20 protein-coding genes are annotated in these 24,368 nt (G+C 55.5%); 13 read left to right on the forward strand and 7 right to left on the reverse strand.

Translation table 11 applies throughout. The features are described from left to right. The first annotated feature begins 19 nt into the window (after positions 1-19). From ABLU86_RS13470 to ABLU86_RS13480, 3 genes are all read left to right on the forward strand, one after another. Positions 20-1,282, forward strand: coding sequence for an SLC13 family permease (locus ABLU86_RS13470; RefSeq protein WP_045388739.1), 1,263 nt, complete (start codon positions 20-22; stop codon positions 1,280-1,282). A 54-nt stretch (positions 1,283-1,336) separates the two neighbouring features. Beyond that, positions 1,337-3,622 carry a hydratase gene (locus tag ABLU86_RS13475; RefSeq protein ID WP_348796308.1) on the forward strand — a complete coding sequence of 762 codons (2,286 nt, stop codon included), beginning with the start codon at positions 1,337-1,339 and terminating at the stop codon, positions 3,620-3,622. Positions 3,623-3,811: 189 nt separating this feature from the next. Beyond that, positions 3,812-4,177: a DUF805 domain-containing protein gene (locus ABLU86_RS13480; RefSeq protein ID WP_047080134.1), complete on the forward strand. Its 366-nt coding sequence runs from the start codon at positions 3,812-3,814 to the stop codon at positions 4,175-4,177. Here the strand turns inward: ABLU86_RS13480 and ABLU86_RS13485 are convergent. Further along, the gene (locus ABLU86_RS13485; RefSeq protein ID WP_047080133.1) at positions 4,122-5,054 is read right to left on the reverse strand and encodes a LysR family transcriptional regulator; all 933 of its coding nucleotides are present in this window, start codon (positions 5,052-5,054) and stop codon (positions 4,122-4,124) included. The two genes, ABLU86_RS13480 and ABLU86_RS13485, sit on opposite strands and share 56 nt — an antisense overlap. 92 nt (positions 5,055-5,146) lie before the next feature. Here ABLU86_RS13485 and ABLU86_RS13490 point away from each other — a divergent pair, with 92 nt between their 5' ends. Beyond that, entirely contained in the window at positions 5,147-5,776 is a 630-nt protein-coding gene (locus tag ABLU86_RS13490; protein WP_032715994.1) for an alanyl-tRNA synthetase, read from the forward strand. A gap of 5 nt (positions 5,777-5,781) precedes the next feature. Here the strand turns inward: ABLU86_RS13490 and ABLU86_RS13495 are convergent, their stop codons facing one another. The 6 genes from ABLU86_RS13495 to citS all read right to left on the reverse strand — a co-directional run bounded on the left by ABLU86_RS13495 (position 5,782) and on the right by citS (position 13,123). Next, positions 5,782-6,486 (reverse strand): response regulator, encoded by a 705-nt coding sequence (locus tag ABLU86_RS13495; protein ID WP_015368314.1) that lies wholly within the window; start codon positions 6,484-6,486, stop codon positions 5,782-5,784. Continuing rightward, entirely contained in the window at positions 6,479-8,107 is a 1,629-nt protein-coding gene (locus ABLU86_RS13500) for a sensor histidine kinase (RefSeq protein ID WP_045358816.1), read from the reverse strand. Before ABLU86_RS13500 ends, ABLU86_RS13495 begins: the two co-directional genes overlap by 8 nt. A gap of 170 nt (positions 8,108-8,277) precedes the next feature. Beyond that, positions 8,278-9,579, reverse strand: a complete 1,302-nt coding sequence (locus ABLU86_RS13505) for an oxaloacetate decarboxylase subunit beta (RefSeq protein WP_020079636.1) — start codon at positions 9,577-9,579, stop codon at positions 8,278-8,280. 15 nt (positions 9,580-9,594) lie between these two features. Then, a complete protein-coding gene (gene oadA, locus ABLU86_RS13510) occupies positions 9,595-11,361 on the reverse strand; it encodes a sodium-extruding oxaloacetate decarboxylase subunit alpha (RefSeq protein WP_110916580.1) in 1,767 nt (588 codons plus the stop codon). Positions 11,362-11,376: 15 nt separating this feature from the next. Then, positions 11,377-11,625, reverse strand: coding sequence for an oxaloacetate decarboxylase subunit gamma (locus tag ABLU86_RS13515; protein WP_015703617.1), 249 nt, complete (start codon positions 11,623-11,625; stop codon positions 11,377-11,379). Positions 11,626-11,782: 157 nt separating this feature from the next. Further along, entirely contained in the window at positions 11,783-13,123 is a 1,341-nt protein-coding gene (gene citS / locus ABLU86_RS13520) for a citrate/sodium symporter CitS (protein ID WP_042893961.1), read from the reverse strand. A gap of 255 nt (positions 13,124-13,378) precedes the next feature. Between citS and citC the strand changes: the two genes are divergently transcribed. The 9 genes from citC to ABLU86_RS13565 all read left to right on the forward strand — a co-directional run bounded on the left by citC (position 13,379) and on the right by ABLU86_RS13565 (position 24,358). Then, entirely contained in the window at positions 13,379-14,407 is a 1,029-nt protein-coding gene (citC, locus tag ABLU86_RS13525) for a [citrate (pro-3S)-lyase] ligase (RefSeq protein WP_046883337.1), read from the forward strand. A gap of 30 nt (positions 14,408-14,437) precedes the next feature. Continuing rightward, positions 14,438-14,731, forward strand: a complete 294-nt coding sequence (gene citD / locus ABLU86_RS13530; protein WP_012542888.1) for a citrate lyase acyl carrier protein — start codon at positions 14,438-14,440, stop codon at positions 14,729-14,731. Then, positions 14,728-15,597, forward strand: coding sequence for a citrate (pro-3S)-lyase subunit beta (gene citE, locus ABLU86_RS13535; protein ID WP_015368307.1), 870 nt, complete (start codon positions 14,728-14,730; stop codon positions 15,595-15,597). The genes citD and citE overlap by 4 nt, the downstream gene beginning before the upstream one ends. Positions 15,598-15,607: 10 nt before the next feature. Beyond that, positions 15,608-17,134, forward strand: a complete 1,527-nt coding sequence (gene citF / locus ABLU86_RS13540; protein ID WP_045411537.1) for a citrate lyase subunit alpha — start codon at positions 15,608-15,610, stop codon at positions 17,132-17,134. 19 nt (positions 17,135-17,153) lie between these two features. Then, on the forward strand, positions 17,154-18,062 hold the full coding sequence (gene citG, locus ABLU86_RS13545; protein WP_015368305.1) for a triphosphoribosyl-dephospho-CoA synthase CitG: 909 nt from the start codon (positions 17,154-17,156) through the stop codon (positions 18,060-18,062). Between the two features lie 227 nt (positions 18,063-18,289). Then, positions 18,290-19,111 carry a 4-hydroxy-tetrahydrodipicolinate reductase gene (gene dapB, locus ABLU86_RS13550; protein ID WP_015704365.1) on the forward strand — a complete coding sequence of 274 codons (822 nt, stop codon included), beginning with the start codon at positions 18,290-18,292 and terminating at the stop codon, positions 19,109-19,111. A gap of 455 nt (positions 19,112-19,566) precedes the next feature. Then, complete coding sequence (carA, locus tag ABLU86_RS13555) at positions 19,567-20,715, forward strand: glutamine-hydrolyzing carbamoyl-phosphate synthase small subunit (protein WP_015704367.1); 1,149 nt, start codon at positions 19,567-19,569, stop codon at positions 20,713-20,715. A 17-nt stretch (positions 20,716-20,732) separates the two neighbouring features. Next, positions 20,733-23,957 (forward strand): carbamoyl-phosphate synthase large subunit, encoded by a 3,225-nt coding sequence (carB, locus tag ABLU86_RS13560; RefSeq protein ID WP_020079631.1) that lies wholly within the window; start codon positions 20,733-20,735, stop codon positions 23,955-23,957. A gap of 167 nt (positions 23,958-24,124) precedes the next feature. Further along, a complete protein-coding gene (locus ABLU86_RS13565; RefSeq protein ID WP_015704368.1) occupies positions 24,125-24,358 on the forward strand; it encodes a YgdI/YgdR family lipoprotein in 234 nt (77 codons plus the stop codon). Positions 24,359-24,368 lie beyond the last annotated feature (10 nt).

Genomic DNA, 24,368 nt, shown 5'->3' on the forward strand with positions numbered 1-24,368 from the left:
AAAGAGGTGTTATAACTTTATGTCACCAGTAGCAATTACATTGTCACTGTTGTTATTTTCAATTGTGATGTTTGTTTGGGAAAAAATCCCTCTGGCCGCTACGGCTATGATCGTCTGTATTACTTTAGTCGTAACAGGCGTTTTTGATGTAAAAACGGCTTTTGCGGGGTTTATTAATCAGAACGTTATTTTATTTGTGGCAATGTTCGTGGTTGGCGGCGCCTTATTTGAGACAGGGGTGACGGATAAAATTGGCGGAATCGTTACCCGTTACGCTCGCTCGGAGAAGCAGCTCATCGTTATTATTATGTTGGTTTGCGGAATACTCTCCGGTTTTCTGTCTAATACGGGAACCGCTGCGGTACTGATTCCGGTGGTCATTGGTGCCGCGGTTAAGTCCGGCTATGCGCAATCCCGTTTGTTGATGCCATTGGCGTTTGCTTCAGCGTTGGGCGGAAACTTATCGCTTATTGGCTCGCCGGGTAATCTGATCGCCCAGTCAGCTCTGGAGCAAGTCGGGCAGCGCTTCGGTTTTTTCGAGTATGCCAAACTGGGTATCCCCATGCTGCTTTGCGGGATCATCTACTTTTTGACCATCGGTTATAAACTGCTGCCAGCGCAATCTGTGAGTACTGCGGGGAAATCAGAAAAGAGCAGGAAAGTTGACTGTCCAAAATATAAGCAAGTAATTGCTGTTTTAGTGTTGGTATTTACCGTACTGGGGATGATTTTTGAGAACGTCATTGGTTTGCCGATTGCGATTATCGGTTCAATTGGCGCTTTATTCTTGGTTATTACACGCGTGATTACTGAAAAACAGGCGTATCAGTCAATTGACTCGCAGACGATTTTCCTTTTTGGCGGCACATTAGCTTTAGCGAAAGCACTCGAAACCACTGGCGCTGGTGCAATCATGGCCCGCTCAATTATCGATCTGCTTGGTCAACAGGCTTCACCGTTCTTATTGTTAAGTGCCGTTTTGATTATTTCCTGCGTATTAACCAATTTTATGTCGAATACCGCAACGGCGGCCTTGCTTATTCCCATTGGCCTGTCTATTGCAAATTCAATGGGCGCTGATCCCCGAGCGGTGTTGATGGCTATTGTCATTGGCTGTTCATGTGCCTATGCGACACCGGTTGGCACGCCGGCGAATATGATGATTTTTTCCGCCGGGGGATATCGCTTTATGGATTATGTCAGAGTCGGATTACCTCTGATTGCCATCTCGGTAATTGTCAGTTTTATTTTGCTGCCGATATTCTTTCCTTTTTATTCGTAGAGTCACGAATAAAAGAACACCGTTATTATTTAATCTATCTTAAGGATGCTAGTCATGATCAAATTACACGATCGTGGGGTATATTTATCCCATCAGTACGGGATCATTCCGGAAGAGGAGTGCGCAAATCCTGTCGCTAAAGATATTGCGCGGAAGGGAACCATCGCCTGGTCAATACTGTCAGCACATAATATTTCTGGCGATGAACAGAAATTAAAAATAAAGTTTGATTCCATGGCTTCCCATGATATCACCTTCGTGGGCATCATCCAGACGGCTAAGGCCTCTGGAATGACGCGCTTTCCCTTGCCGTATGTTTTAACCAATTGCCACAATTCACTTTGTGCAGTGGGCGGTACCATTAACAGCGACGATCATATTTTTGGTCTTACATCAGCACAGAAATATGGCGGCATTTATGTACCGCCGCATATTTCCGTTATTCACCAATACATGCGCGAGATGATGGCCGGCGGTGGCCAAATGATACTGGGCTCGGATAGCCATACGCGTTATGGCGCGCTGGGGACGATGGCCGTCGGTGAAGGGGGCGGTGAGTTAGTTAAACAACTACTGGGAAGCACCTGGGATATTGATTATCCCGATGTTGTCGCGGTGTATTTAACCGGTAAACCTGCCGCTGGCGTTGGCCCTCAGGATATTGCGCTGGCAATGATTGGTGCGGTATTCAAAAGCGGTTATGTGAAGAACAAAGTGATGGAGTTCGTCGGCCCCGGCGTGGCCAGTATGTCGACCGACTACAGAAACAGTATTGACGTAATGACTACCGAGACCACCTGCTTGTCCTCCATCTGGCAGACCGATGAAGAGACGAAAACCTTTTTGCGGCTTCATGGTAGAGAGAAAGACTATCGGGCGCTGTCAGCCAAAGAGATGGCTTACTACGATGGCTGCATTGAGATCGATTTAAGCACCATCAAGCCGATGATCGCGCTACCGTTTCACCCTGCCAATGTCTATGAAATTGATACGCTTAATCAGAATTTGCCGGATATTTTACGCGAAGTTGAAATTGAATCTGAGAAAATCTCGCTGGGGCGCGCGAAGCTGTCCCTATTGGACAAAATAGAGAATGGCAAATTACGCGTTCAGCAGGGGATTATTGCTGGTTGCGCGGGAGGAAATTATGTCAACGTGGCGCAGGCGGCTAATGCCCTGAGGCATCATTCCTGTGGCGACAATATTTTCTCACTTTCTGTATATCCCTCCTCTCAGCCGGTGCTGATGGCGTTAACGAAAAGGGGGATGATCAATGATTTAATGAGCTCGGGCGCCATTATTCGTACCGCATTCTGCGGCCCTTGCTTTGGCGCCGGCGATACCCCGATGCATAACGGCTTGAGCATCCGTCATACGACGCGTAACTTTCCGAACCGTGAAGGTTCCAAGCCTGGTAATGGGCAAATGTCAGCGGTGGCGCTGATGGATGCGCGTTCAATTGCCGCGACGGCCGCTAACGGGGGATTGTTAACCTCGGCGGCGGAGCTTGATTGTTGGCACGAAGCTCAGGAATATGAATTTGATGTTTCCCCCTATAAAAACCGGGTTTATCAGGGATTCGTTAAAGGTGTTACGCAGCAACCGCTGATCTATGGCCCAAATATCAAAGACTGGCCGGAAATGAATGCGTTAACGGATAATATTCTGTTAGCCGTTACTTCAAAAATAATGGATCCGGTGACCACTACCGACGAACTGATACCATCAGGTGAAACATCATCGTTTCGTTCAAACCCGTTAGGCCTGGCGGAATTTACCCTTTCCCGACGCGATCCGCAGTATGTGGAGCGGACTAAAAAAATTGCCGCCATCGAGCAACAACGCGTCAATGGTGAAGATCTTTGCCGTTTAAATCCACAGCTGGAAAATATATTTTCCCAGATACGGCTGCTGCCGGGTCAGGAAAATATTACCGCGGCGCAGACGGAGATCGGTAGCATGATCTATGCGGTGAAACCCGGTGATGGCTCGGCGCGAGAGCAGGCTGCCAGCTGCCAGCGAGTACTTGGCGGGTTGGCAAATATTTGTCAGGAGTACGCGACCAAGCGCTATCGTTCCAATGTGATTAACTGGGGAATGCTGCCGCTGCAGATGAAAGAGGCGCCTGATTTCGAGGTCGGCGATTTTATCTATATCCCGGCAATAAAAAGCGCGCTGAAGGGCGAGTTAAGTGATATCACCGCTTTTGTCGTTAGCGACCATCGCCCGGTGCAGCAGATAACGCTGTATATGGAGAAATTAACTTCATCAGAACAAGATATTATCAAAGCCGGTGGCCTTATTAATTATAATAAAAATCAATTAACCAGTAGTCATTAATTGATTTCAACCCATGCTGGCAGCGGTGTCGCTGCCAGCCTTATTTTTTTCAGGTTTATAAATCCATTTCTTGCGCCAGTTCATTTATTATTCATAGTGGATTATCTACCCTCAGGTCAGTTGTACCTGATAAGGTAGCTATTACACCGATCCACCATAATTAACGTCATGCTCAGGGAGAGAAAAATCATGACCTATGGACAGGCATATCTGAACGGCTGGAAAGAGGCCTTTAATTTTACCGGTCGCGCTGGTCGACTGGAGTTCTGGGCATTTTTGATCTTCAATTTACTGATATTGTCAGCGCCGCTGCTGCTGTGGTATCTGGCGATGTCATACAACGATGATTACGGGATGTTTATCCTGTTTGTCGTTCCAGTGGATATTGTGCTGCTATTGCCAATGACTATTCCGATGCTGGCGGTAGGTTTCCGTCGAATGCATGACATTGGCCGATCCGGTCTTTGGTTCTTACCGGGGTTCATTTTCCCGTGGTTTTTTATTTTATCGCTGGCAATGTGTTGCCTGCGTTCAGCGCCGGCACCTTCTCGCTAAGAAAATCAATCATTGCCCGCATCCTGGCGGGCATATGCTTATGGCCTGCCCATAACAACCACAGATTGCCGGAATAGCTGCTGATAAATTCCCATTCCGGCAGCACTTGCACAATTTCACCCTTTGCCAGCGCTTCGCGAGCGGTAAACAGCGGCAGACTGCCGATACCCAGATGTTGCTTAACGGCATCGAGACGCACGGCGGTGTGGTTAGCGGCGTAGCGCCCATGCGTCTGCACCGTTTCGCTTTTGCCTTCGCGACGAAATTTCCACCGCGCGTCGGCGGGCGTTTCGCCAAGGCTGATGCAGCTATGCGCGCGCAGATCCTGCGGGGTATGCGGCGTACCGTGGCGCTGTAAATACTCCTTAGTGGCGCAGATGAGATGCGCGATCGGCATCAGTGGTTTGCCATGCAGGCCAGGGGAGGGGCTATGGGTGATGCGTAGCGCCAGATCAATGCCGTCATCGATAAAATCAAGGTCGCGGTCTTCCAACCGTAAGCAGACGTCTACCTGCGGATATTGGTTGAAAAAGCTCATCATTAGCGGATGGATGACAAAGCGTCCGACGGCCTTCGGCACGCTCAGGGTCAGTTTGCCCTGAGCCACCGTTTGGGTACTCCCGGCGGAGTCCATGGCCTGTCGCGCTGCTTCCAGCATTTCAAGCGCAGGTTCATACACCGCTTTCCCGGCATCGCTCAGCCGTAGTTTGCGGGTGGTTCGGTGCAGCAGCTTGCAGCTCATCTCCTGCTCCAGCCGCGAGACGCTGCGGCTCACGGCGGAGGGGGTAAGGCCGTTCTGGCGGGCGACGGCGGAAAAGCTGCCTTGCTCGACAATTTGTACAAAGAGGGCGAGGTCAGGTAGAAGGTTTAAATTCATTTGTGCCCTTGGAGCAAAAGTGCATTGGTTGTAGAGGAGATTATCGCTGTCAATATTATCAATATACTGTGCTGACAGAGAGGAGAACAACCATGACTGAACGTGTTTATTACGCCAGCGACGCCACCGAAGGGCGCGCACAGATTATCGGCTGTCGCGCCGAAGCCGATGGCCGTTACGCCATTGAACTTGATCGTACGTTGTTTCATCCACAGGGCGGCGGCCAGCCGTCGGATAGCGGCTGGATCGACGAGCAGGTCGTAATGACGGTCGCTACACGCGGCGATAGCGTACTGCATATTGTTGAGCAGCCGCTGCCGCTGGGCGAGGTGAAGATACGAATCGATGCCTCTGCGCGGCAGCTACATGCCCGCCAGCACTCAGCCGGTCATTTGCTGGGGCTGGCAGGCGAGCAGTTTGGCTGGCGGCCGGTGAAGGCGCATCATTGGCCGGGAGAGGGGCGGATTACGTTTGCTGCCGGCGCTGGCGCCGTATTACCGGAAGCCAGCGCACTGCTGGCGCAGGTGAGCGCGTGGCAACGACAGGATTTACCGCGCCGCATCACCTTTGCTAATGGCTTGCGCGCGGTGGGATTTGGCGATTTGCCGGCTTATCCCTGCGGCGGTACCCATGTTGCCGGTCTGGCGGCGCTGGGGAATATTGTTATCAGCCAGTTGAAAATGAAAAAAGGGCAGATGATCGTCAGCTATAACCTCGAGTAAGTGTTTCAGGCATGCTCCGGATAGGGATGCTTGCCGCGATAAATGCGCTCCGGTCGGCCGACTTTGCCATAACTAATTTCCGCTTCCAGAAAATCGTTTTTAACGCCTTGTTCCAGATAGCGGCGGGCGGTGGTTTTACTGCTGCCGAGGATGCGAGCCAGAGAGTCAGCGGTATGCACTACTTTCGGGTCAGAGAACAGCTGCAGCACACGATGAAAGGTACTTTCATCGATCCCGCGCAGCGGCGCTTCAGCGGGCTCTGTTTGCTCGCGAGCCTGAATATTAAACAGGGCGTCGACGTGAGTCTGGCTGGCCTGTTCGCTTGAACGCAGCGAACTGCGGTAGCGGGCGAAGCGCTCCAGGGTGTGTTGTAGACGTTGATAGTGCACCGGCTTAATCAGGTAATCAAATACCCCCAGACGCAGGGCTTCACTGATGGTATCCATATGATTATCAGCGGTAATAAAAATGATTCGCCCTTTGTAGTTGGTGCTGACGGCGTGGCGAATCAGATCCAATCCCTTGCCATCAGGGAGAAAGTTATCTAACAGGATCAGCTGCGGCTGGTAGAGACGCAGCATTTTTTTTGCGCTTTCCAGTTTATCCGCAATGCCGATAACGTTGAACTGGGGGAACTGTTTGATGGTATCCACCAGGATTTCCGCCAGCATAGGTTCGTCTTCAACGATAAGAGTAGTAATGCTATCCATGATGTTCATCTCGGGTCAGGGGGATATAAAGAGTAAAGATGGTGCCAAAAGGAATATTATTTTCGACGACGATACTGCCGCCTGCTTGATCTACGTAACTGCGTACCAGCCAGAGCCCAATACCGTGATCGCCGCTGGCGCTGCTGGTGACGCCGCGTTCGAAGATCCGATCGCGTAGCGCCTCGTCAATGCCGCAACCCTGATCGGCGATCTCGACAATCAGTTCATGACCATCGCTGTTAATCAAACATTCGATCTGTTTCGATCCCAGCGGCTGGCGCAAAGTGGCATTGTAGGCGTTGTCGAGAAGATTCCCCACGATCGAGATCCATTCGCTGTGCGAAAGCGCGCCGGGAAGTTTATCGACGAAACAGGATGGGTCGAACACCAGTTCAAGGCCGAGCTCTTTGGCCCGGTAATATTTACCGATCAGTAACCCGGCAAGGTGATTATCCTGGAAATTACGCGCAATAAAATCGAGCACCTTCTGGTGGCTTTCTGACTGTTGCTGAATCAGATCCAATGCGTGATCGTAGCGTTTGAGAAACAGCAGTCCGGCGATAGTCGAGATCAAATTACGGTGTTCATGCTGTACGGCGCGCAGGTTATCGGCGTACTGCTGCACCTGGCTGAGCTGCAGGCTGAGGGTATTGATATCATCTTTGCTACGAAAACTAATTACCCATCCCTGGGGCGCATTATTTAAGATCACCGCCATACGGCTGGCGATCACTTTGATCTGATTAAAAGTGACGATCGCGTCTTTCTTATTCTCGTGAGGCGCATCGTAGAAGAAGGCCTCTTGCGAAATAACGCTGCTGATCCCTTTGCCGATTAGCGTCGGCTCTGGCTGGCTCAGATTAAGCAGACGGCGGGCGGTCTGATTTATCGCGGTTATTTTATAGTTTGAGTCTATGGCGATAAGCCCTTCAAACACCGATTCAAAGAGCACGCTTTGCTGGATGAGCAGTTGCGATAGCTGCTGGGGCTCCATATTGAGCATCTGCTTTTTGATATGCAACGAGAAGCGGCGGGCGCAATACAGCAGTAATAGCAGGATAATCGCCATCGGGATCAGTAGCGAACTTATCTGCAGGCTGAGCCAGTTTTCTAACTGTTCAATGGTATAGCCGACCGACACGATGCCGATGACTTTCCCGCTGGCGTCCTGAATCGGCGATTTACCCCGTAACGATGATCCTAATGAACCTTTGCGCACAGAGACGTAGCTTTTGGCGTTATACAGCGCCTCATCGCTATCGCCCCCCTCCATCGATTTGCCGATTTCATCAGGGTTAACGTGGTACAGACGTCGGCCTTGCGCATCGCCAACGGTAATGTAGGTGGCGTCAGAGAATGAACGCATGGGGTCGATAAGTTCTTTGATTCTCGCGAGATCGCGTTTCTGGACCGCTTCCACCAGCTCCGGCATCGCCGAAATTTGCATCGCCTGAATCAGCGCCCGTTGTCCGACCTGGTAATGAAGACGTTCCTCTGTAATGTCTGTCAGATACCAGGACATGGCCAACATGACGACGGTCGAGGTAAATAAGATCAGCAGGAAGATGCGGTTTTGAAAGGATCGCCTTGCAAACCAGTGGGTGATTTTGCGGGTAGACATAGGGCCGATAGACATTAAATAGTTAGTTTCCTCGTTTGGCGGCCTGCGTGCTACCAGATGGCACACAGATCCAATAATTTCAGAAAAACGCCCGATCAAAAGCCATTGAGTCGGGCGCTGGTGTGGTTGCCCGGGTTGGGCGCCAGCCGCAACCCGGGAAGGATGCCGGCTTACATCGCCAGCACGTACTTGAGCATCACCCCGGCGGCGATCGCCGAGCCGATCACCCCGGCCACGTTCGGGCCCATCGCGTGCATCAGCAGGAAGTTCTGCCCGTCCGCTTCCAGACCCACCTTGTTGGACACCCTTGCTGCCATCGGCACCGCCGACACCCCGGCGGAACCGATCAGCGGGTTGATCTTGTGTTTACTGAACACGTTCATCAGCTTCGCCATGATCACCCCGGCGGCGGTACCCACGCAGAAGGCGATCACCCCCAGTAGCAGGATCCCCAGCGTCTGCGGCTGCAGGAACTTGTCCGCCACCAGCTTGGCCCCCACCGACAGTCCGAGGAAGATGGTGACGATATTGATCAGCGCGTTCTGCACCGTATCGCTCAGCCGATCCACCACGCCGCTTTCGCGCATCAGGTTGCCGAAGCAGAACATCCCCAGCAGCGGCGCGGCGTCCGGCAGCAGCAGCGCCACCAGCAGCAACAGCACCGCCGGGAAGAGGATCTTCTCGCGTTTGCTCACCGTACGCAGTTGCACCATGCGGATCTTCCGCTCTTTGTCGCTGGTCAGCGCCTTCATGATCGGCGGCTGGATCAGCGGCACCAGCGCCATATAGGAGTAGGCGGCCACCGCGATGGCCCCCAGCAGCTCCGGCGCCAGCTTGCTCGACAGGTAGATAGCCGTCGGGCCGTCGGCGCCGCCGATGATGCCGATGGCCGCCGCCTGCGGCAGGGTGAAGTGGATGAAGCCGAAGTAGTTCAGCGTCAGCGCCCCGAGTACGGTGGCGAAGATCCCGAACTGCGCCGCCGCCCCCAGCAGCAGGGTGCGCGGGTTGGCCAGCAGCGGGCCGAAATCGGTCATCGCCCCGACGCCCATAAAGATCACCAGCGGCGCGATACCCGAGCCAATCGCCACCTTATAGAAGATGGCCAGCACTCCGGAGGAGTAGCCCATGTCCACCGCCAGTGTCTCCATCTGCCCCTGTACCGACGGCAGGGCCAGCGCCAGCGCCTCCTTGATGGCGTGGACGTCCGGCGCGCAGTTAAGCTTCGCGGCAATCACCGCCAGCTGGACCGGGTCGTGATGGGCCAGCAGGTTTTCCAGCGCGCTCAGCGCCAGCCCGGCCTCCGGGATATTGGAGAGCAGGCCGCCGAAGCCAATCGGCAGCAGCAGTAACGGCTCGAACTTTTTCGCAATCGCCAGCCACAGCAGCAGCAGGCTGACCAGCAGCATCGCGGCCTGGCCGGCCTGCAGGTGCATCAGCCCCATGCCCTGAATCAGGGCGTTCAGACTTTCCATTTGCGCTCCTCGTCCTTACGCCAGCTGCAGCAGGGTGTCGCCGACCGCCACCGCATCGCCGGATTTCACTGCGATACCGCGTACGGTACCGGCCTGCGCGGCGCGGATTTCGGTTTCCATCTTCATGGCTTCCAGAATCAGCAGCACCTCGCCTTCCGCCACCGCCTGGCCTTCGCTGGCCAGCACCTTCCAGATGGTGCCCGCCAGCGGCGCGGTCACCGGGGTGCCGGCGCCAGTCGGGGCCGGGGCCGGGGCAGCAGCGGCTACCGGCGCAGCGGCGCTGAGCTGGCTGATGTCGCCGCCGTCGCTGACTTTGACCACGAAGGCTTTGCCTCCCACTTCCACGGTGTAGATACCGGAGGCGGCGGCTTTTGCCGGCGCGGCAGAGGTGGCTTCTTCCACCTGCGGCACCGGCTCAAAGGCCGCCGGGTTGTGGCGGTTTTCGAGGAACTTCAGGCCGATTTGCGGGAACAGCGCCACGGTGAGCACGTCGTCGATGGCGTTTTCGGCAAGCGTGATGCCCTTTTCCTGCGCCTGGCGTTTGACGTCGGCTTCAAGCTCCGCCAGCTCCGGCTTCAGCAGGTCGGCCGGGCGGCAGGTGACGGCGTCAGCGCCGTCGAGCACCCGCGCCTGCAGGGCGGCGTTAACCGGCGCCGGGGTGTGGCCGTATTCGCCTTTCAGGATACCGGCGGTCTCCTTCGCAATGGTTTTGTAGCGCTCGCCGCCCAGCACGTTGAGCACCGCCTGGGTGCCGACAATCTGCGAGGTCGGGGTGACCAGCGGGATGAAGCCGAGGTCCTCGCGCACGCGGGGGATTTCCGACAGTACCTCATCCAGACGGTGGGCGGCGCTCTGCTGCTTCAGCTGGCCTTCGAGGTTGGTGAGCATGCCGCCCGGCACCTGGGCGACCAGGATACGGCTGTCGGTGCCTTTCAGCTGGCCTTCGAAGGCGTGGTATTTTTTGCGCACCTCGCGGAAGTAGGCGGCGATGCTCTCCAGCTTGTGGATATCGAGGCCGGTGTCGTACGGCGTGCCGGCGAGGGTAGCCACCAGCGCTTCGGTGGCCGGGTGGCCATAGGTGGCGCTCATCGAGGAGATGGCGGTATCGACGCCGTCGACGCCGGCTTCAATGGCCTTCAGCAGCGCCATCTCCGCCATGCCGGTGGTGGCGTGGCAGTGCAGGTGCAGGGTGACGTCATAGCGTTTTTTGATTTCGCTGACCAGCTCAAAGGCGGCATGCGGGGTGAGGATGCCGGACATGTCCTTGATGGCGATGGAATCGACGCCGGTCTCCAGCAGCTGTTCGGTAAGGTCGAGCCAGGTCTGCAGGGTGTGCGCCGGGCTGGTGGTGTAGCTGAGGGTGCCCTGGGCGTGGGCGCCGTGGCGGCGGACCGCCTGCAGGGCGGCCTGCATGTTGCGCGGGTCGTTCATGGCATCAAAGACGCGGAAGACGTCCATGCCGTTTTTGACGGCGCGCTCGACAAAGCGCTCCACCACGTCATCGGCGTAGTGGCGGTAGCCGAGCAGGTTCTGGCCGCGCAGCAGCATCTGCAGCGGGGTTTTCGGCATCGCCTTTTTCAGCTCGCGCAGGCGGAGCCACGGGTCCTCGCCGAGGAAGCGGATGCAGGCGTCAAAGGTGGCGCCGCCCCAGCATTCGAGGGAGCGGTAGCCGACGTCGTCGAGCGCAGCCGCAACGGGCAGCATATCGTCGAGACGCAGACGGGTGGCGAACAGGGACTGGTGGGCGTCGCGCAGGACGACATCGGTAATGGCAACGGTCATGAATTCCTCCGTGAATTAAGAATTAAGGCGGCGATGGTGATGAATGGCGGCGACAATCGCCGGCTTTAAACGGGCGAAGTCGTCAGCGGGCGCGACGGCCGCAGGCGCCGGTTTGGGCGCGGCAGGCGGCTCAGGGAACAGACGGGTAACGGCGAGAGACATTCCCCGGATGGCGAAAATGAGCAGCAGCAGAAACGCCAGCACGAAGCCCATGCCGAGGAACATCAGGGTGAAGCCTTCGCCTAACAGAACGGCATCAGTCATAAAAAATCTCGAATAAGGGCACGATGGCGCGTTGGTTGGCGAGCTTGTCGACGCTTCCGGCTAAGGAGCAGGGTGGATTTCCCGCAGCCGCCCCCGGCGCTGGTCCCTGACTGGGTCAACTTCTTCGGCCGCTCAACGGCGCCATCGTGCGTATGGGTTAAATCATCATGCCGAACACGATGCTGGCGATGACCAGCACAATACCGCCGCCCAAACGGGAGGAGATTTGCGCATAAGAGATAAGGCTCATACGGTTACAGGCAGAAAGAACTTCCAGGTCGCCGGAACCGCCGCGGTTAGCCATACACAGGCCAGCGGTGATCGCTGATTCAATTGGGAAGAAGCCCATCATCCAGCCGCCAATCGCCGCGCCGATCACTGCGCCGATAACGATAATGGCGGCGATAACGACGTTAGCGAAGGTGATGGCGTTGATGATTTCCTGCAGGTCGGTGTAGCAAACGCCGACGCCGACCATCAGTACCCACAGCAGCTGTTTAGAGAAGAAATCAGACAGACGCTTGGCGCCGGCTTTGATTTCCGGTGAACACAGGCCGGAGGCGTTCAGCGCTGCAACGATCAGCACCATCCACGCGAAGTAGTGAATCGAAACGCCGCCAATGCTTGGCAGGATTTTCTTCGCGACGACGTACGCCAGCAGGAAACAGGTCGTGGCAAGCACCAGACCGACGGCGGTTTCACGATGCGTGATTTGTCCCGCTTTCTCGTCATCTTCGACTTTGAACGAGGCTTTACGCACCAGTTCGCCTTCGCCGCTCATCCAGGTGTGTTTTTTGCCGATGATATCGAGGACGGCGGCAAAGACGATGGCGAAGATGTTAGCGATGGTCAGAATAGCGATAGCGGTTGAGTAGTACTCTTCGCGAGAACGACCGGTGACGGAGTGATAGATCTCCGACAGCGGAACCGCGCCCGCGCCGTTGCCGCCACCCATGATCGGCAGGACATACAGCATCATGATGCGATCCACCGGAATGCCGAACACCAGGCCGATAGCGATGCCGAAAATAGACGCGCCGACAATGCCCATCAGGATGGTTGGAATATAGCCGAGCAGAGATTTCAGCAGCAGGCGGCGGTTCACCGACAGAATTGCTCCGGTAATTAATACCGCGATGAATAAGTTAAGGAAGTTACTCTTATCCATAACGTTGCTGATAGCATCGATTTCTTTCTGCGTAAAAATACCGGCGTAAACAAAATAAGCGGCTACCAGGAAAATCATTACTGGAGCACCACCTATATATTTGTTGAATATTGGCAGGCGTTTGCCAATTTCACCGAATATAGCGCCGATGATAAACATGATGGCAAAACCGCCGACGATGTCGGTGGGTAAAGCGTTATAAAAATGTGAAAGTAATAGCGTAATTAACGCAAACGCGTAAAGGGGAAGCGGCATACCGAAGATTTTAAATCCCAGCAGGTCACTAACACCCTTCTTCTCCGTCGCCGGAGCCTGACTCATGTTAGTCATAAACGTTTTCCTGTTTATTGATGGAGTAATAATACCGGCGCATAGTAATAAATAGCTTTAGTGGTAAGGTGTGATTACCTTCACTGAATACTCGTGTTTTTTATTAATTTAATTGGTTTAATGATGCTGAATTAATTAACAACATAAAAACCATAAAGCCAATTAAGCCACGAGAAAAACTGTGACTTAAATACAAGTATCAACAGCCGAACGCTGGCGAAATACAGTTCGTTTTGGAATAACGAAGCGCTAAAAATGACTCTGATATTAAAACGCGTTCAGCTATTAAAAGATAAACCGCGGCGAGAAGCGATCGATCGGTTTCTTCGCCAGCATCAGCTGTCGTTAGAAGCCGACTGTGAAATGGCGATCGTCGCCGAGTATCAACAGCGGCTGGTCGGCTGCGGTGCTATTGCCGGCAATGTACTGAAATGTATTGCCATCGATCCCTCGCTGCAGGGGGAAGGGCTAAGCCTTAAATTACTGACCGAGCTCCTGACGCTGGCCTATGAACTGGGGCGTAGCGAACTGTTTTTGTTCACTAAACCTTGCAATGCCGCGCTATTTTCCGGCGCCGGCTTCTGGCCGATAGCCCAGGCGGGCGACCGCGCCGTGCTAATGGAAAATAGCCGCGAACGACTGACTCGTTACTGCCGACAGCTGGCGATGTACCGTCAGCCGGGAAGAAAAATCGGCGCTATCGTGATGAACGCCAACCCCTTCACCTTTGGCCACCGCTGGTTGGTGGAACAGGCGGCCAGCCAGTGCGACTGGCTACATCTGTTTGTGGTCAAAGAAGATGCGTCCTGCTTTTCCTATCACGATCGCTTCAAACTCATTGAACAGGGGATTACCGGCATCGATAAGGTGACGCTGCACCCCGGTTCGGCGTATCTGATCTCGCGGGCGACGTTCCCCGGCTATTTCCTGAAAGAGCAGGGGGTGGTTGATGACTGCCACAGCCAGATTGACCTGCAGCTCTTCCGCGAGCGTCTGGCCCCGGCGCTACAGATTACCCATCGCTTTGTTGGCACCGAGCCGCTGTGTCCCCTGACCCGTAATTACAACCAGCGCATGAAGTCCCTGCTGGAAGCGCCAGGCGACGCGCCGCCCATTGAAGTGGTTGAGCTGGCGCGAATCGAAAAAAATGGCGGACCCGTGTCGGCCTCCCGAGTGCGCGAACTCTATCGACAGCGCAACTGGCAGGCGGTAGCGGCGCTGGTACCGCCGGGGACCCTCTCTTTTCTGATGCAACTGGCGGAAAGCGAACATCAAACCGCCTGATTTTTATGCCCTAACTAAGGATTTTCCCCTATGGAAATGAAGATTGACGCCCTGGCCGGCACGCTGGAATCCAGCGATGTGATGGTCAGGATTGGACCGGCGGCGCAGCCGGGCATTCAGCTGGAAATCGACAGCATTGTGAAACAGCAGTTTGGCGCCGCAATTGAGCAGGTAGTTAGAGAAACGCTGGCGCAGCTTGGCGTGAAGCAGGCCAACGTGGTGGTCGATGATAAAGGCGCGCTGGAGTGCGTACTGCGGGCCCGCGTACAGGCCGCGGCGCTGCGCGCGGCGCAACAGTCCCAATTACAATGGAGCCAGCTATGAAACCACGTCGCAGTATGCTGTTCATCCCTGGCGCTAATGCCGCCATGTTAAGCACTTCATTCGTTTACGGCGCCGATGCGGTGATGTTCGACCTTGAAGATGCCGTTTCGCTACGCGAAAAAGATACCGCCCGCCTGCTGGTGCATCAGGCGCTGCAGCATCCGCTGTATCAGGATATCGAAACCGTGGTGCGCATTAACCCACTGAATACGCCGTTCGGTCTCGCCGACCTTGAAGCGGTAGTCCGCGCGGGCGTGGATATGGTGCGTCTGCCGAAAACCGACAGCAAAGAAGATATCCATGAGCTGGAAGCGCATGTTGAGCGAATTGAACGCGAGTGCGGCCGGGAAGTGGGCAGCACCAAGTTAATGGCGGCGATCGAGTCGGCGCTGGGCGTGGTGAACGCGGTGGAGATCGCCCGCGCCAGCCCGCGTCTGGCGGCGATCGCGCTGGCGGCCTTCGATTACGTCATGGATATGGGCACCTCCCGCGGCGACGGTACTGAACTGTTCTACGCCCGCTGCGCTGTACTGCATGCCGCGCGCGTTGCCGGCATCGCCGCCTATGACGTGGTGTGGTCGGATATCAATAACGAAGAGGGCTTCCTGGCGGAAGCGAATCTGGCCAAAAACCTCGGTTTTAACGGCAAATCGTTGGTTAACCCACGACAAATTGAACTCCTGCATCAGGTCTATGCCCCGACGCGCAAAGAGGTCGATCACGCGCTGGAAGTGATTGCCGCGGCGGAAGAAGCCGAAACGCGAGGTCTTGGCGTGGTATCGCTGAACGGCAAGATGATCGATGGACCGATTATCGACCATGCTCGCAAAGTGGTGGCGCTCTCGGCTTCCGGTATTCGTGATTAAGGGGAATAAGATGAAAGAGACAGTAACAATGCTTAATCAGCAGTACGTGATGCCGGAAGGGTTAGCGCCTTATGCGGGCGTGACGGCGAAAAGCCCGTGGTTGGCGAGCGAAAGCGAAAAACGTCAGCGTAAAATCTGCGATTCGCTGGAAACGGCGATTCGTCGTTCCGGTTTGCAAAACGGCATGACCATTTCGTTCCACCACGCGTTTCGCGGCGGTGACAAAGTCGTCAATATGGTAGTGGCGAAGCTGGCGGAAATGGGTTTTCGCGATCTGACGCTGGCATCCAGTTCGCTGATCGACGCCCACTGGCCGCTGATCGAGCATATTAAAAATGGCGTGATCCGCCAGATCTACACCTCCGGCCTGCGCGGCAAGTTGGGCGAGGAGATCTCCGCCGGTTTGATGGAAAACCCGGTACAGATCCACTCCCACGGCGGTCGCGTACAGCTGATTCAAAGCGGCGAGCTGTCGATTGATGTCGCGTTTCTCGGCGTTCCTTGCTGTGATGAGTTTGGCAACGCCAACGGCTTTAGCGGTAAATCACGCTGCGGTTCGCTGGGTTACGCGCGCGTTGATGCGGAACATGCCAAATGCGTAGTGCTGCTGACCGAAGAGTGGGTGGATTATCCTAACTATCCGGCCAGTATCGCCCAGGATCAGGTCGATCTGATAGTCCAGGTGGACGAAGTCGGCGATCCGGAAAAAATCACCGCTGGCGCGATCCGTCTGACCAGCAACCCGCGTGAGCTGCTGATCGCCCGCCAGGCGGCGAAAGTCGTTGAGCATTCCGGGTACTTTAAAGACGGTTTCTCGCTGCAGACCGGTACCGGCGGCGCCTCGCTGGCGGTGAGCCGCTTCCTCGAAGATAAAATGCGCCGTAACGGTATTACCGCCAGCTTCGGCCTTGGCGGCATCACCGGGACGATGGTTGACCTGCACGAAAAAGGGTTGATTAAAACGCTGCTCGATACCCAATCGTTCGATGGCGACGCGGCGCGTTCATTGGCGCAGAACCCAAACCACGTTGAGATCTCCACCAACCAGTATGCCAGCCCGGGCTCTAAAGGCGCCTCCTGCGAGCGCTTAAACGTGGTGATGCTCAGCGCGCTGGAAATCGATACCGACTTTAACGTTAACGTGATGACCGGCTCTAACGGCGTGCTGCGCGGCGCGTCCGGCGGCCATAGCGATACCGCCGCCGGCGCGGATTTGACCATCATTACCGCGCCATTAGTTCGCGGCCGTATTCCCTGCGTCGTGGAAAAAGTGCTGACCCGCGTCACGCCGGGAGCCAGCGTAGATGTGCTGGTCACCGACCACGGCATAGCGGTAAACCCGGCGCGCCAGGATCTGATCGACAATTTGCGCAACGCGGGCATTCCGCTGATGACTATTGAGGAACTGCAGCAGCGTGCGGAACTGCTAACCGGCAAGCCGCAGCCGATCGAGTTTACCGATCGGGTGGTGGCGGTGGTGCGCTATCGCGATGGCTCCGTGCTTGATGTTATTCGTCAGGTGAAAAACAGCGACTAAATGCAGAGGGGGAAGGGCAATGAGCGAAGTGTTAATCAATCCGCAGCGTTCGCTGCGCGTGAAACCGCTGAACGCTGAAGAGGTGGTCAGCGCGGTAGAGCGAGCGCTGTTGACCGAAGTTCGCCTGACCCCAAAGCCCGGGTTGGTGGATATTCGTAACGCTGGCGCCCATCACGATATGGACCTGGCCTCGTTTGAGGCCAGTACCGCGGTGGTGGCGCCGTGGATGGAGAAATTTTTCATCATGGGCCACGATACCGCGGCGATCGTGCCGGAACAGGTGTTAATGATGCTGCGTCCAGTGGGAATGGCCTGTGAGAACGATATGCTGGAGGTCACCGGCGGGGTGAATACCCATCGCGGGGCGATCTTCGCTTTCGGTTTGCTGAGCGCGGCGGCGGGAAGGCTGGTATCGAAAGGCGAGCCGATTGAACAGCATCGGCTGTGCGACCAGGTGGCGCGATTCTGTCGCGGCATGGTTATGCAAGAACTCTCCGCTTCCAGCGGCGAACCGTTAAGCAAAGGCGAAGCCCATTTTCTACGTTATGGTCTCTCCGGCGCCCGCGGCGAGGCTGAGAGCGGCTTTCGTACCGTGCGTACCCAGGCGCTACCGGTGTTCAACCGCATGATGGAAGAGACTGGCGATAGCAACCTGGCGTTGCTGCAAACCTTGCTGCATCTGATGGCGTGGAATGATGACACCAATCTGGTCTCACGCGGCGGGCTTGCCGGCTTGAACTTTGTGCAGCAGGAGGCGCAGCGGCTGTTGTGGCAGGGCGGCGTCATGGCTGACGGCGGGCTGGAGGCGTTGCGTCAATTCGATGACGAACTGATTGCCCGCCACCTTAGCCCCGGCGGCAGCGCCGATTTGTTGGCGGTAACATGGTTTTTGTCCGCTTTTCCCGCCGGTGAGCTTTTCCCTCTTTGATTTAGTACAACAACGCCTTAGCCCGCACCGCGCGGGCGGGGCGCTACCGTACCCCCACCCGAATTCCACTACTTAAACGCCGAATCGCGGCACAATCATATAGTTTTTACTGATATCGACCGCCGTTTGTCATAAATTTCTAATTATCGGCGTTTTTGAGTAGCGGCTATGCAACGGGCTGGTTACTCTGAAAACAATTCACGTGAAGTTAACAAAAGAGAATAGCTATGCAAGATGCACAAATCCGCGTGGCCATCGCCGGCGCGGGAGGCCGGATGGGACGCCAGTTAATTCAGGCTGCGCTGCAGATGGAAGGCGTGGCGCTTGGCGCGGCGCTGGAGCGCGAAGGTTCAAGCCTGGTGGGCAGCGATGCGGGCGAGCTGGCAGGCGCAGGCAAATCAGGCGTTACGGTACAAAGTAGCCTGGCGGCGGTAAACGATGATTTCGATGTATTGATCGATTTTACTCGCCCGGAAGGCACGCTCAACCATTTGGCTTTCTGCCGTCAGCACGGCAAAGGGATGGTGATCGGCACCACCGGTTTTGATGATGCCGGAAAGCAGGCGATTAGCGATGCCGCGCAGGACATTGCCATCGTCTTTGCCGCTAACTTTAGCGTTGGCGTCAACGTGCTGTTAAAGCTGCTGGAGAAGGCGGCGAAGGTGATGGGCGATTATACCGATATCGAAATTATCGAAGCGCACCACAGGCATAAAGTGGATGCGCCATCAGGTACCGCGCTGGCGATGGGCGAGGCGATCGCCGGGGCATTGAACAAAGATCTGAAGGACTGCGCCGTCTACAGTCGTGAAGGTCATACCGGCGAACGCGTTCCGGGTACCATTGGCTTTGCTACCGTTCGCGCGGGCGACATCGTCGGCGAACATACGGCGATGTTCGCCGATATCGGGGAACGTATCGAAATTACCCACAAGGCTTCCAGTCGGATGACTTTTGCCAATGGCGCCGTTCGTTCTGCTTTGTGGTTGAAAGACAAAAAAAGTGGTCTCTTTGACATGAAAGATGTGCTTGATCTGAATGCTTTATAATGATTATTACCCATCGTGATGTGGTTATTGCATTCAATATGTGATTGATTGCAAAGGGCAATGTTTTATTGCCCTTTTTTATTTTTGCATCTTGAACTGTTTTTCTTTGTTAGTGTTTTAAAAATCTGACTTATCTAATTATTTATGGTTATTAGATTGTAAATTTTTACCATCTGGTCCACTTTTTTCCCCTCCGGTGAGTGATTTTACAGTTTTCCACGCCCGCAAGCGTTTTCTCAACCAGGTTAGTTGATCTTTTTACCGTAAAAATCGCCCGTTACGCGCCAGTGGCGTAAAATAAGGTTAAAAATATCTGCTTTAAGTTGACTTTTACCCGACATCTCTCCAGAATGCCGCCGTTTGCCAAAATTCTGCGGGCAAAAATTTGCATTGATTCAGATCTATGTCTGAATTAATATGCAAATAAAGTGAGTGAATATTCTCTGGAGGGTGTTTTGATTAAGTCAGCGCTTTTGGTTCTGGAAGACGGAACCCAGTTTCACGGTCGGGCCATCGGGGCAACCGGCACGGCGGTTGGGGAAGTCGTTTTCAATACTTCAATGACCGGTTATCAAGAAATCCTCACTGATCCTTCCTATTCCCGCCAAATCGTCACTCTTACTTATCCCCATATTGGAAATGTCGGCACCAACGCCGCCGATGAAGAATCTTCTCAGGTACATGCACAAGGTCTGGTCATTCGCGACCTGCCGCTGATTGCCAGCAACTTCCGCAATACCGAAGACCTTTCTTCTTACCTGAAGCGCCATAACATTGTGGCCATTGCCGATATCGATACCCGTAAGCTGACGCGTTTACTGCGTGAGAAAGGGGCGCAGAATGGCTGCATCATCGCCGGCGATAATCTTGATGCCCAACTGGCGCTGGAAAAAGCCCAGGCATTCCCTGGTCTGAACGGCATGGACCTGGCGAAAGAGGTCACGACCGCAGAGACTTACGCCTGGACCCAGGGGAGCTGGACACTGGCGGGCGACCTGCCGGAAGCGAAGGCGGAAAGCGATCTGCCGTTCCACGTCGTGGCTTATGACTTCGGCGCCAAGCGCAATATCCTGCGGATGCTGGTTGACCGCGGCTGCCGCCTGACTATCGTTCCGGCGCAAACGTCGGCAGAAGACGTGCTTAAGCTGAATCCGGACGGTATTTTCCTGTCTAACGGCCCTGGCGACCCGGCGCCGTGCGATTACGCCATCGCGGCGATTGAAAAATTCCTCACCACCGATATTCCGGTCTTTGGCATCTGTCTCGGCCATCAGCTGCTGGCGCTGGCGAGCGGCGCGAAGACCATTAAGATGAAATTCGGCCACCACGGCGGTAACCACCCGGTTAAAGATATCGATAACAATGTAGTGATGATTACCGCTCAGAACCACGGCTTTGCCGTTGACGAAGCGACGCTGCCTGCCAACCTGCGCGTGACCCACAAGTCACTGTTCGACGGCACCCTGCAGGGGATCCATCGTACCGACAAGCCGGCGTTTAGCTTCCAGGGGCACCCTGAAGCGAGCCCGGGCCCGCACGATGCCGCGCCGCTGTTCGACCACTTTATCGAGTTAATTGAGCAATACCGTCAGTCCGCGAAATAATCAGGAGTAAAAGAGCCATGCCAAAACGTACAGACATAAAAAGTATCCTGATTCTGGGCGCGGGCCCGATTGTTATCGGTCAGGCGTGTGAGTTTGACTACTCTGGCGCACAGGCCTGTAAAGCCCTGCGCGAAGAGGGTTACCGCGTTATTCTGGTGAACTCTAACCCGGCGACCATCATGACCGACCCGGAAATGGCCGATGCGACCTATATCGAGCCGATTCACTGGGAAGTGGTGCGTAAAATTATCGAAAAAGAGCGTCCGGACGCGGTGCTGCCGACCATGGGCGGCCAGACCGCGCTGAACTGCGCGCTGGAGCTGGAGCGTCAGGGCGTGCTGGCAGAGTTCGGCGTGACCATGATTGGTGCGACCGCCGATGCGATCGATAAAGCGGAAGACCGCCGTCGCTTCGACGTGGCGATGAAAAAAATCGGTCTCGACACCGCGCGTTCCGGCATTGCGCACACCATGGAAGAAGCGCTGGCGGTGGCCGCTGAAGTTGGCTTCCCATGCATCATCCGTCCGTCCTTTACTATGGGCGGCACCGGCGGCGGTATCGCCTATAACCGCGAAGAGTTCGAAGAAATCTGCGAACGCGGCCTGGATCTCTCTCCGACCAACGAACTGCTGATTGATGAATCGCTGATCGGCTGGAAAGAGTACGAGATGGAAGTGGTGCGCGATAAGAACGATAACTGCATCATCGTCTGCTCGATTGAAAACTTCGATGCCATGGGGATTCATACCGGCGACTCCATTACCGTCGCCCCGGCGCAGACCCTGACCGACAAAGAATACCAAATCATGCGTAACGCCTCGATGGCGGTACTGCGTGAAATCGGCGTGGAAACCGGCGGTTCTAACGTACAGTTCTCGGTGAACCCGAAAGATGGTCGCCTTATCGTTATCGAAATGAACCCGCGCGTCTCCCGCTCTTCGGCGCTGGCCTCGAAAGCGACCGGCTTCCCGATTGCCAAAGTCGCGGCGAAGCTGGCGGTAGGTTACACCCTCGATGAGCTGATGAACGACATTACCGGCGGCCGTACTCCGGCTTCCTTCGAACCGTCCATCGACTATGTTGTGACCAAAATTCCACGCTTTAACTTTGAAAAATTTGCTGGCGCTAACGACCGTCTGACCACGCAGATGAAATCCGTCGGCGAAGTGATGGCGATTGGTCGCACGCAGCAGGAATCTCTGCAGAAAGCGCTGCGCGGCCTGGAAGTGGGCGCCACCGGCTTCGACCCGAAAGTCAGCCTCGACGATCCGGAAGCGCTGACCAAAATCCGCCGCGAGCTGAAAGATGCGGGCGCCGAGCGTATCTGGTACATCGCTGATGCCTTCCGCGCCGGCCTCTCCGTCGACGGCGTCTTCAACCTGACCAATATCGACCGCTGGTTCCTGGTACAAATCGAAGAGCTGGTGCGCCTGGAAGAGAAAGTAGCGGCTGTGGGCATCAACGGCCTCGACGCTGACTTCCTGCGCCACCTGAAGCGTAAAGGCTTTGCCGATGCGCGTCTGGCGAAACTGGCGGGCGTGCGCGAAGCGGAAATCCGCAAGCTGCGCGATCACTACAACCTGCACCCGGTTTACAAGCGCGTGGATACCTGCGCGGCGGAATTCGCCACCGATACCGCCTACATGTACTCTACCTATGAAGACGAGTGCGAATCTAATCCGTCCGTTGACCGCGATAAAATCATGGTGCTCGGCGGCGGCCCGAACCGTATCGGCCAGGGTATCGAGTTTGACTACTGCTGCGTACACGCCTCGCTGGCGCTGCGCGAAGACGGTTACGAGACCATCATGGTCAACTGTAACCCGGAAACCGTTTCGACCGACTACGACACCTCCGACCGTCTGTACTTCGAGCCGGTAACGCTTGAGGACGTACTGGAAATCGTGCGTATCGAGAAGCCAAAAGGCGTTATCGTGCAGTACGGCGGCCAGACCCCGCTGAAGCTGGCGCGTGAACTGGAAGCCGCAGGCGTGCCGGTTATCGGCACCAGCCCGGACGCCATCGACCGCGCTGAAGACCGCGAGCGCTTCCAGCATGCGGTTGACCGCCTGAAACTGAAGCAGCCGGCGAACGCCACCGTGACCGCGATTGAGCAAGCGGTTGAGAAGGCAAAAGAGATCGGCTATCCGCTGGTGGTGCGCCCGTCTTACGTGCTCGGCGGCCGCGCGATGGAAATTGTTTATGACGAAGCTGACCTGCGCCGTTACTTCCTGACCGCGGTGAGCGTCTCCAACGATGCGCCGGTACTGCTGGACCGTTTCCTCGACGACGCGGTTGAAGTCGACGTCGACGCTATCTGCGATGGCGAAATGGTGCTGATTGGCGGTATCATGGAACATATCGAACAAGCGGGCGTGCACTCCGGCGACTCCGCCTGTTCTCTGCCAGCCTACACTCTGAGCAAAGAGATTCAGGATGTGATGCGTGAGCAGGTGCAGAAACTGGCCTTCGAACTGCAGGTTCGCGGCCTGATGAACGTACAGTTCGCGGTGAAAAACAACGAAGTGTACCTGATTGAAGTCAACCCACGCGCGGCGCGCACCGTACCGTTCGTGTCGAAAGCCACCGGCGTACCGCTGGCGAAAGTGGCGGCACGCGTAATGGCCGGTAAAACGCTGGCGCAGCAGGGCGTCACCAAAGAAATCATCCCGCCGTACTATTCGGTCAAAGAAGTGGTGCTGCCGTTCAACAAATTCCCGGGCGTTGACCCGCTGTTAGGGCCGGAAATGCGCTCTACCGGGGAAGTGATGGGCGTGGGCCGCACCTTCGCGGAAGCGTTCGCCAAAGCGCAACTGGGCAGCAACTCCACGATGAAGAAACAAGGCCGCGCGCTGCTCTCCGTTCGCGAAGGCGACAAAGAGCGCGTTGTCGACCTGGCGGCAAAACTGCTGAAACAGGGCTTCGAGCTGGATGCAACCCACGGTACCGCGATTGTTCTGGGTGAAGCCGGTATCAATCCGCGTCTGGTGAACAAGGTGCATGAAGGTCGTCCGCACATTCAGGACCGTATCAAGAATGGCGAATATACCTACATCATCAACACCACCGCAGGACGTCAGGCGATTGAAGACTCCAAGCTGATTCGCCGCAGCGCGCTGCAATACAAGGTGCATTACGACACCACCCTGAACGGCGGCTTCGCCACCGCGATGGCGCTGAATGCCGATGCGACCGAGAAGGTGATTTCGGTGCAGGAAATGCACGCGCAAATCACCAAATAAGCGTACCGGCCGGGCCGGATAGCGACACACAGGGGCTGACGATATCGTCGGCCCTTTTTTTTATGGCAATCATCTTCGGAGAGTTCTGCTTTTATCTGCCTGCCGGGTCAGGCTAACTATAGTTAGCACGATAACGATACCAATTGATGAAAAGACAGGAGGATACAATGCGGAACAAAATTCTGGTGGCATCCGCGCTGGCGGCAACGGCGATGGTATTTGTGGCAGGTTGCTCATCAAATCAGTCGCTCAAAACGACAGATGGCAAAACAATTGTGACCAGCGGTAAGCCGCAGGTCGATGATGATACAGGCCTTGTATCCTACAAAAATGCGGAAACCGGTCGCGTGGAGCAGATTAATCGCGACCAGGTGAAGTCAATGGACGAGCTGGATAACTAAAAAAAAAAGC

The sequence above is a fragment of the Klebsiella sp. JN_Kp121 genome (genome assembly GCF_040062145.1).
GTDB classification, from domain to species: Bacteria; Pseudomonadota; Gammaproteobacteria; order Enterobacterales; family Enterobacteriaceae; genus Klebsiella; species Klebsiella aerogenes.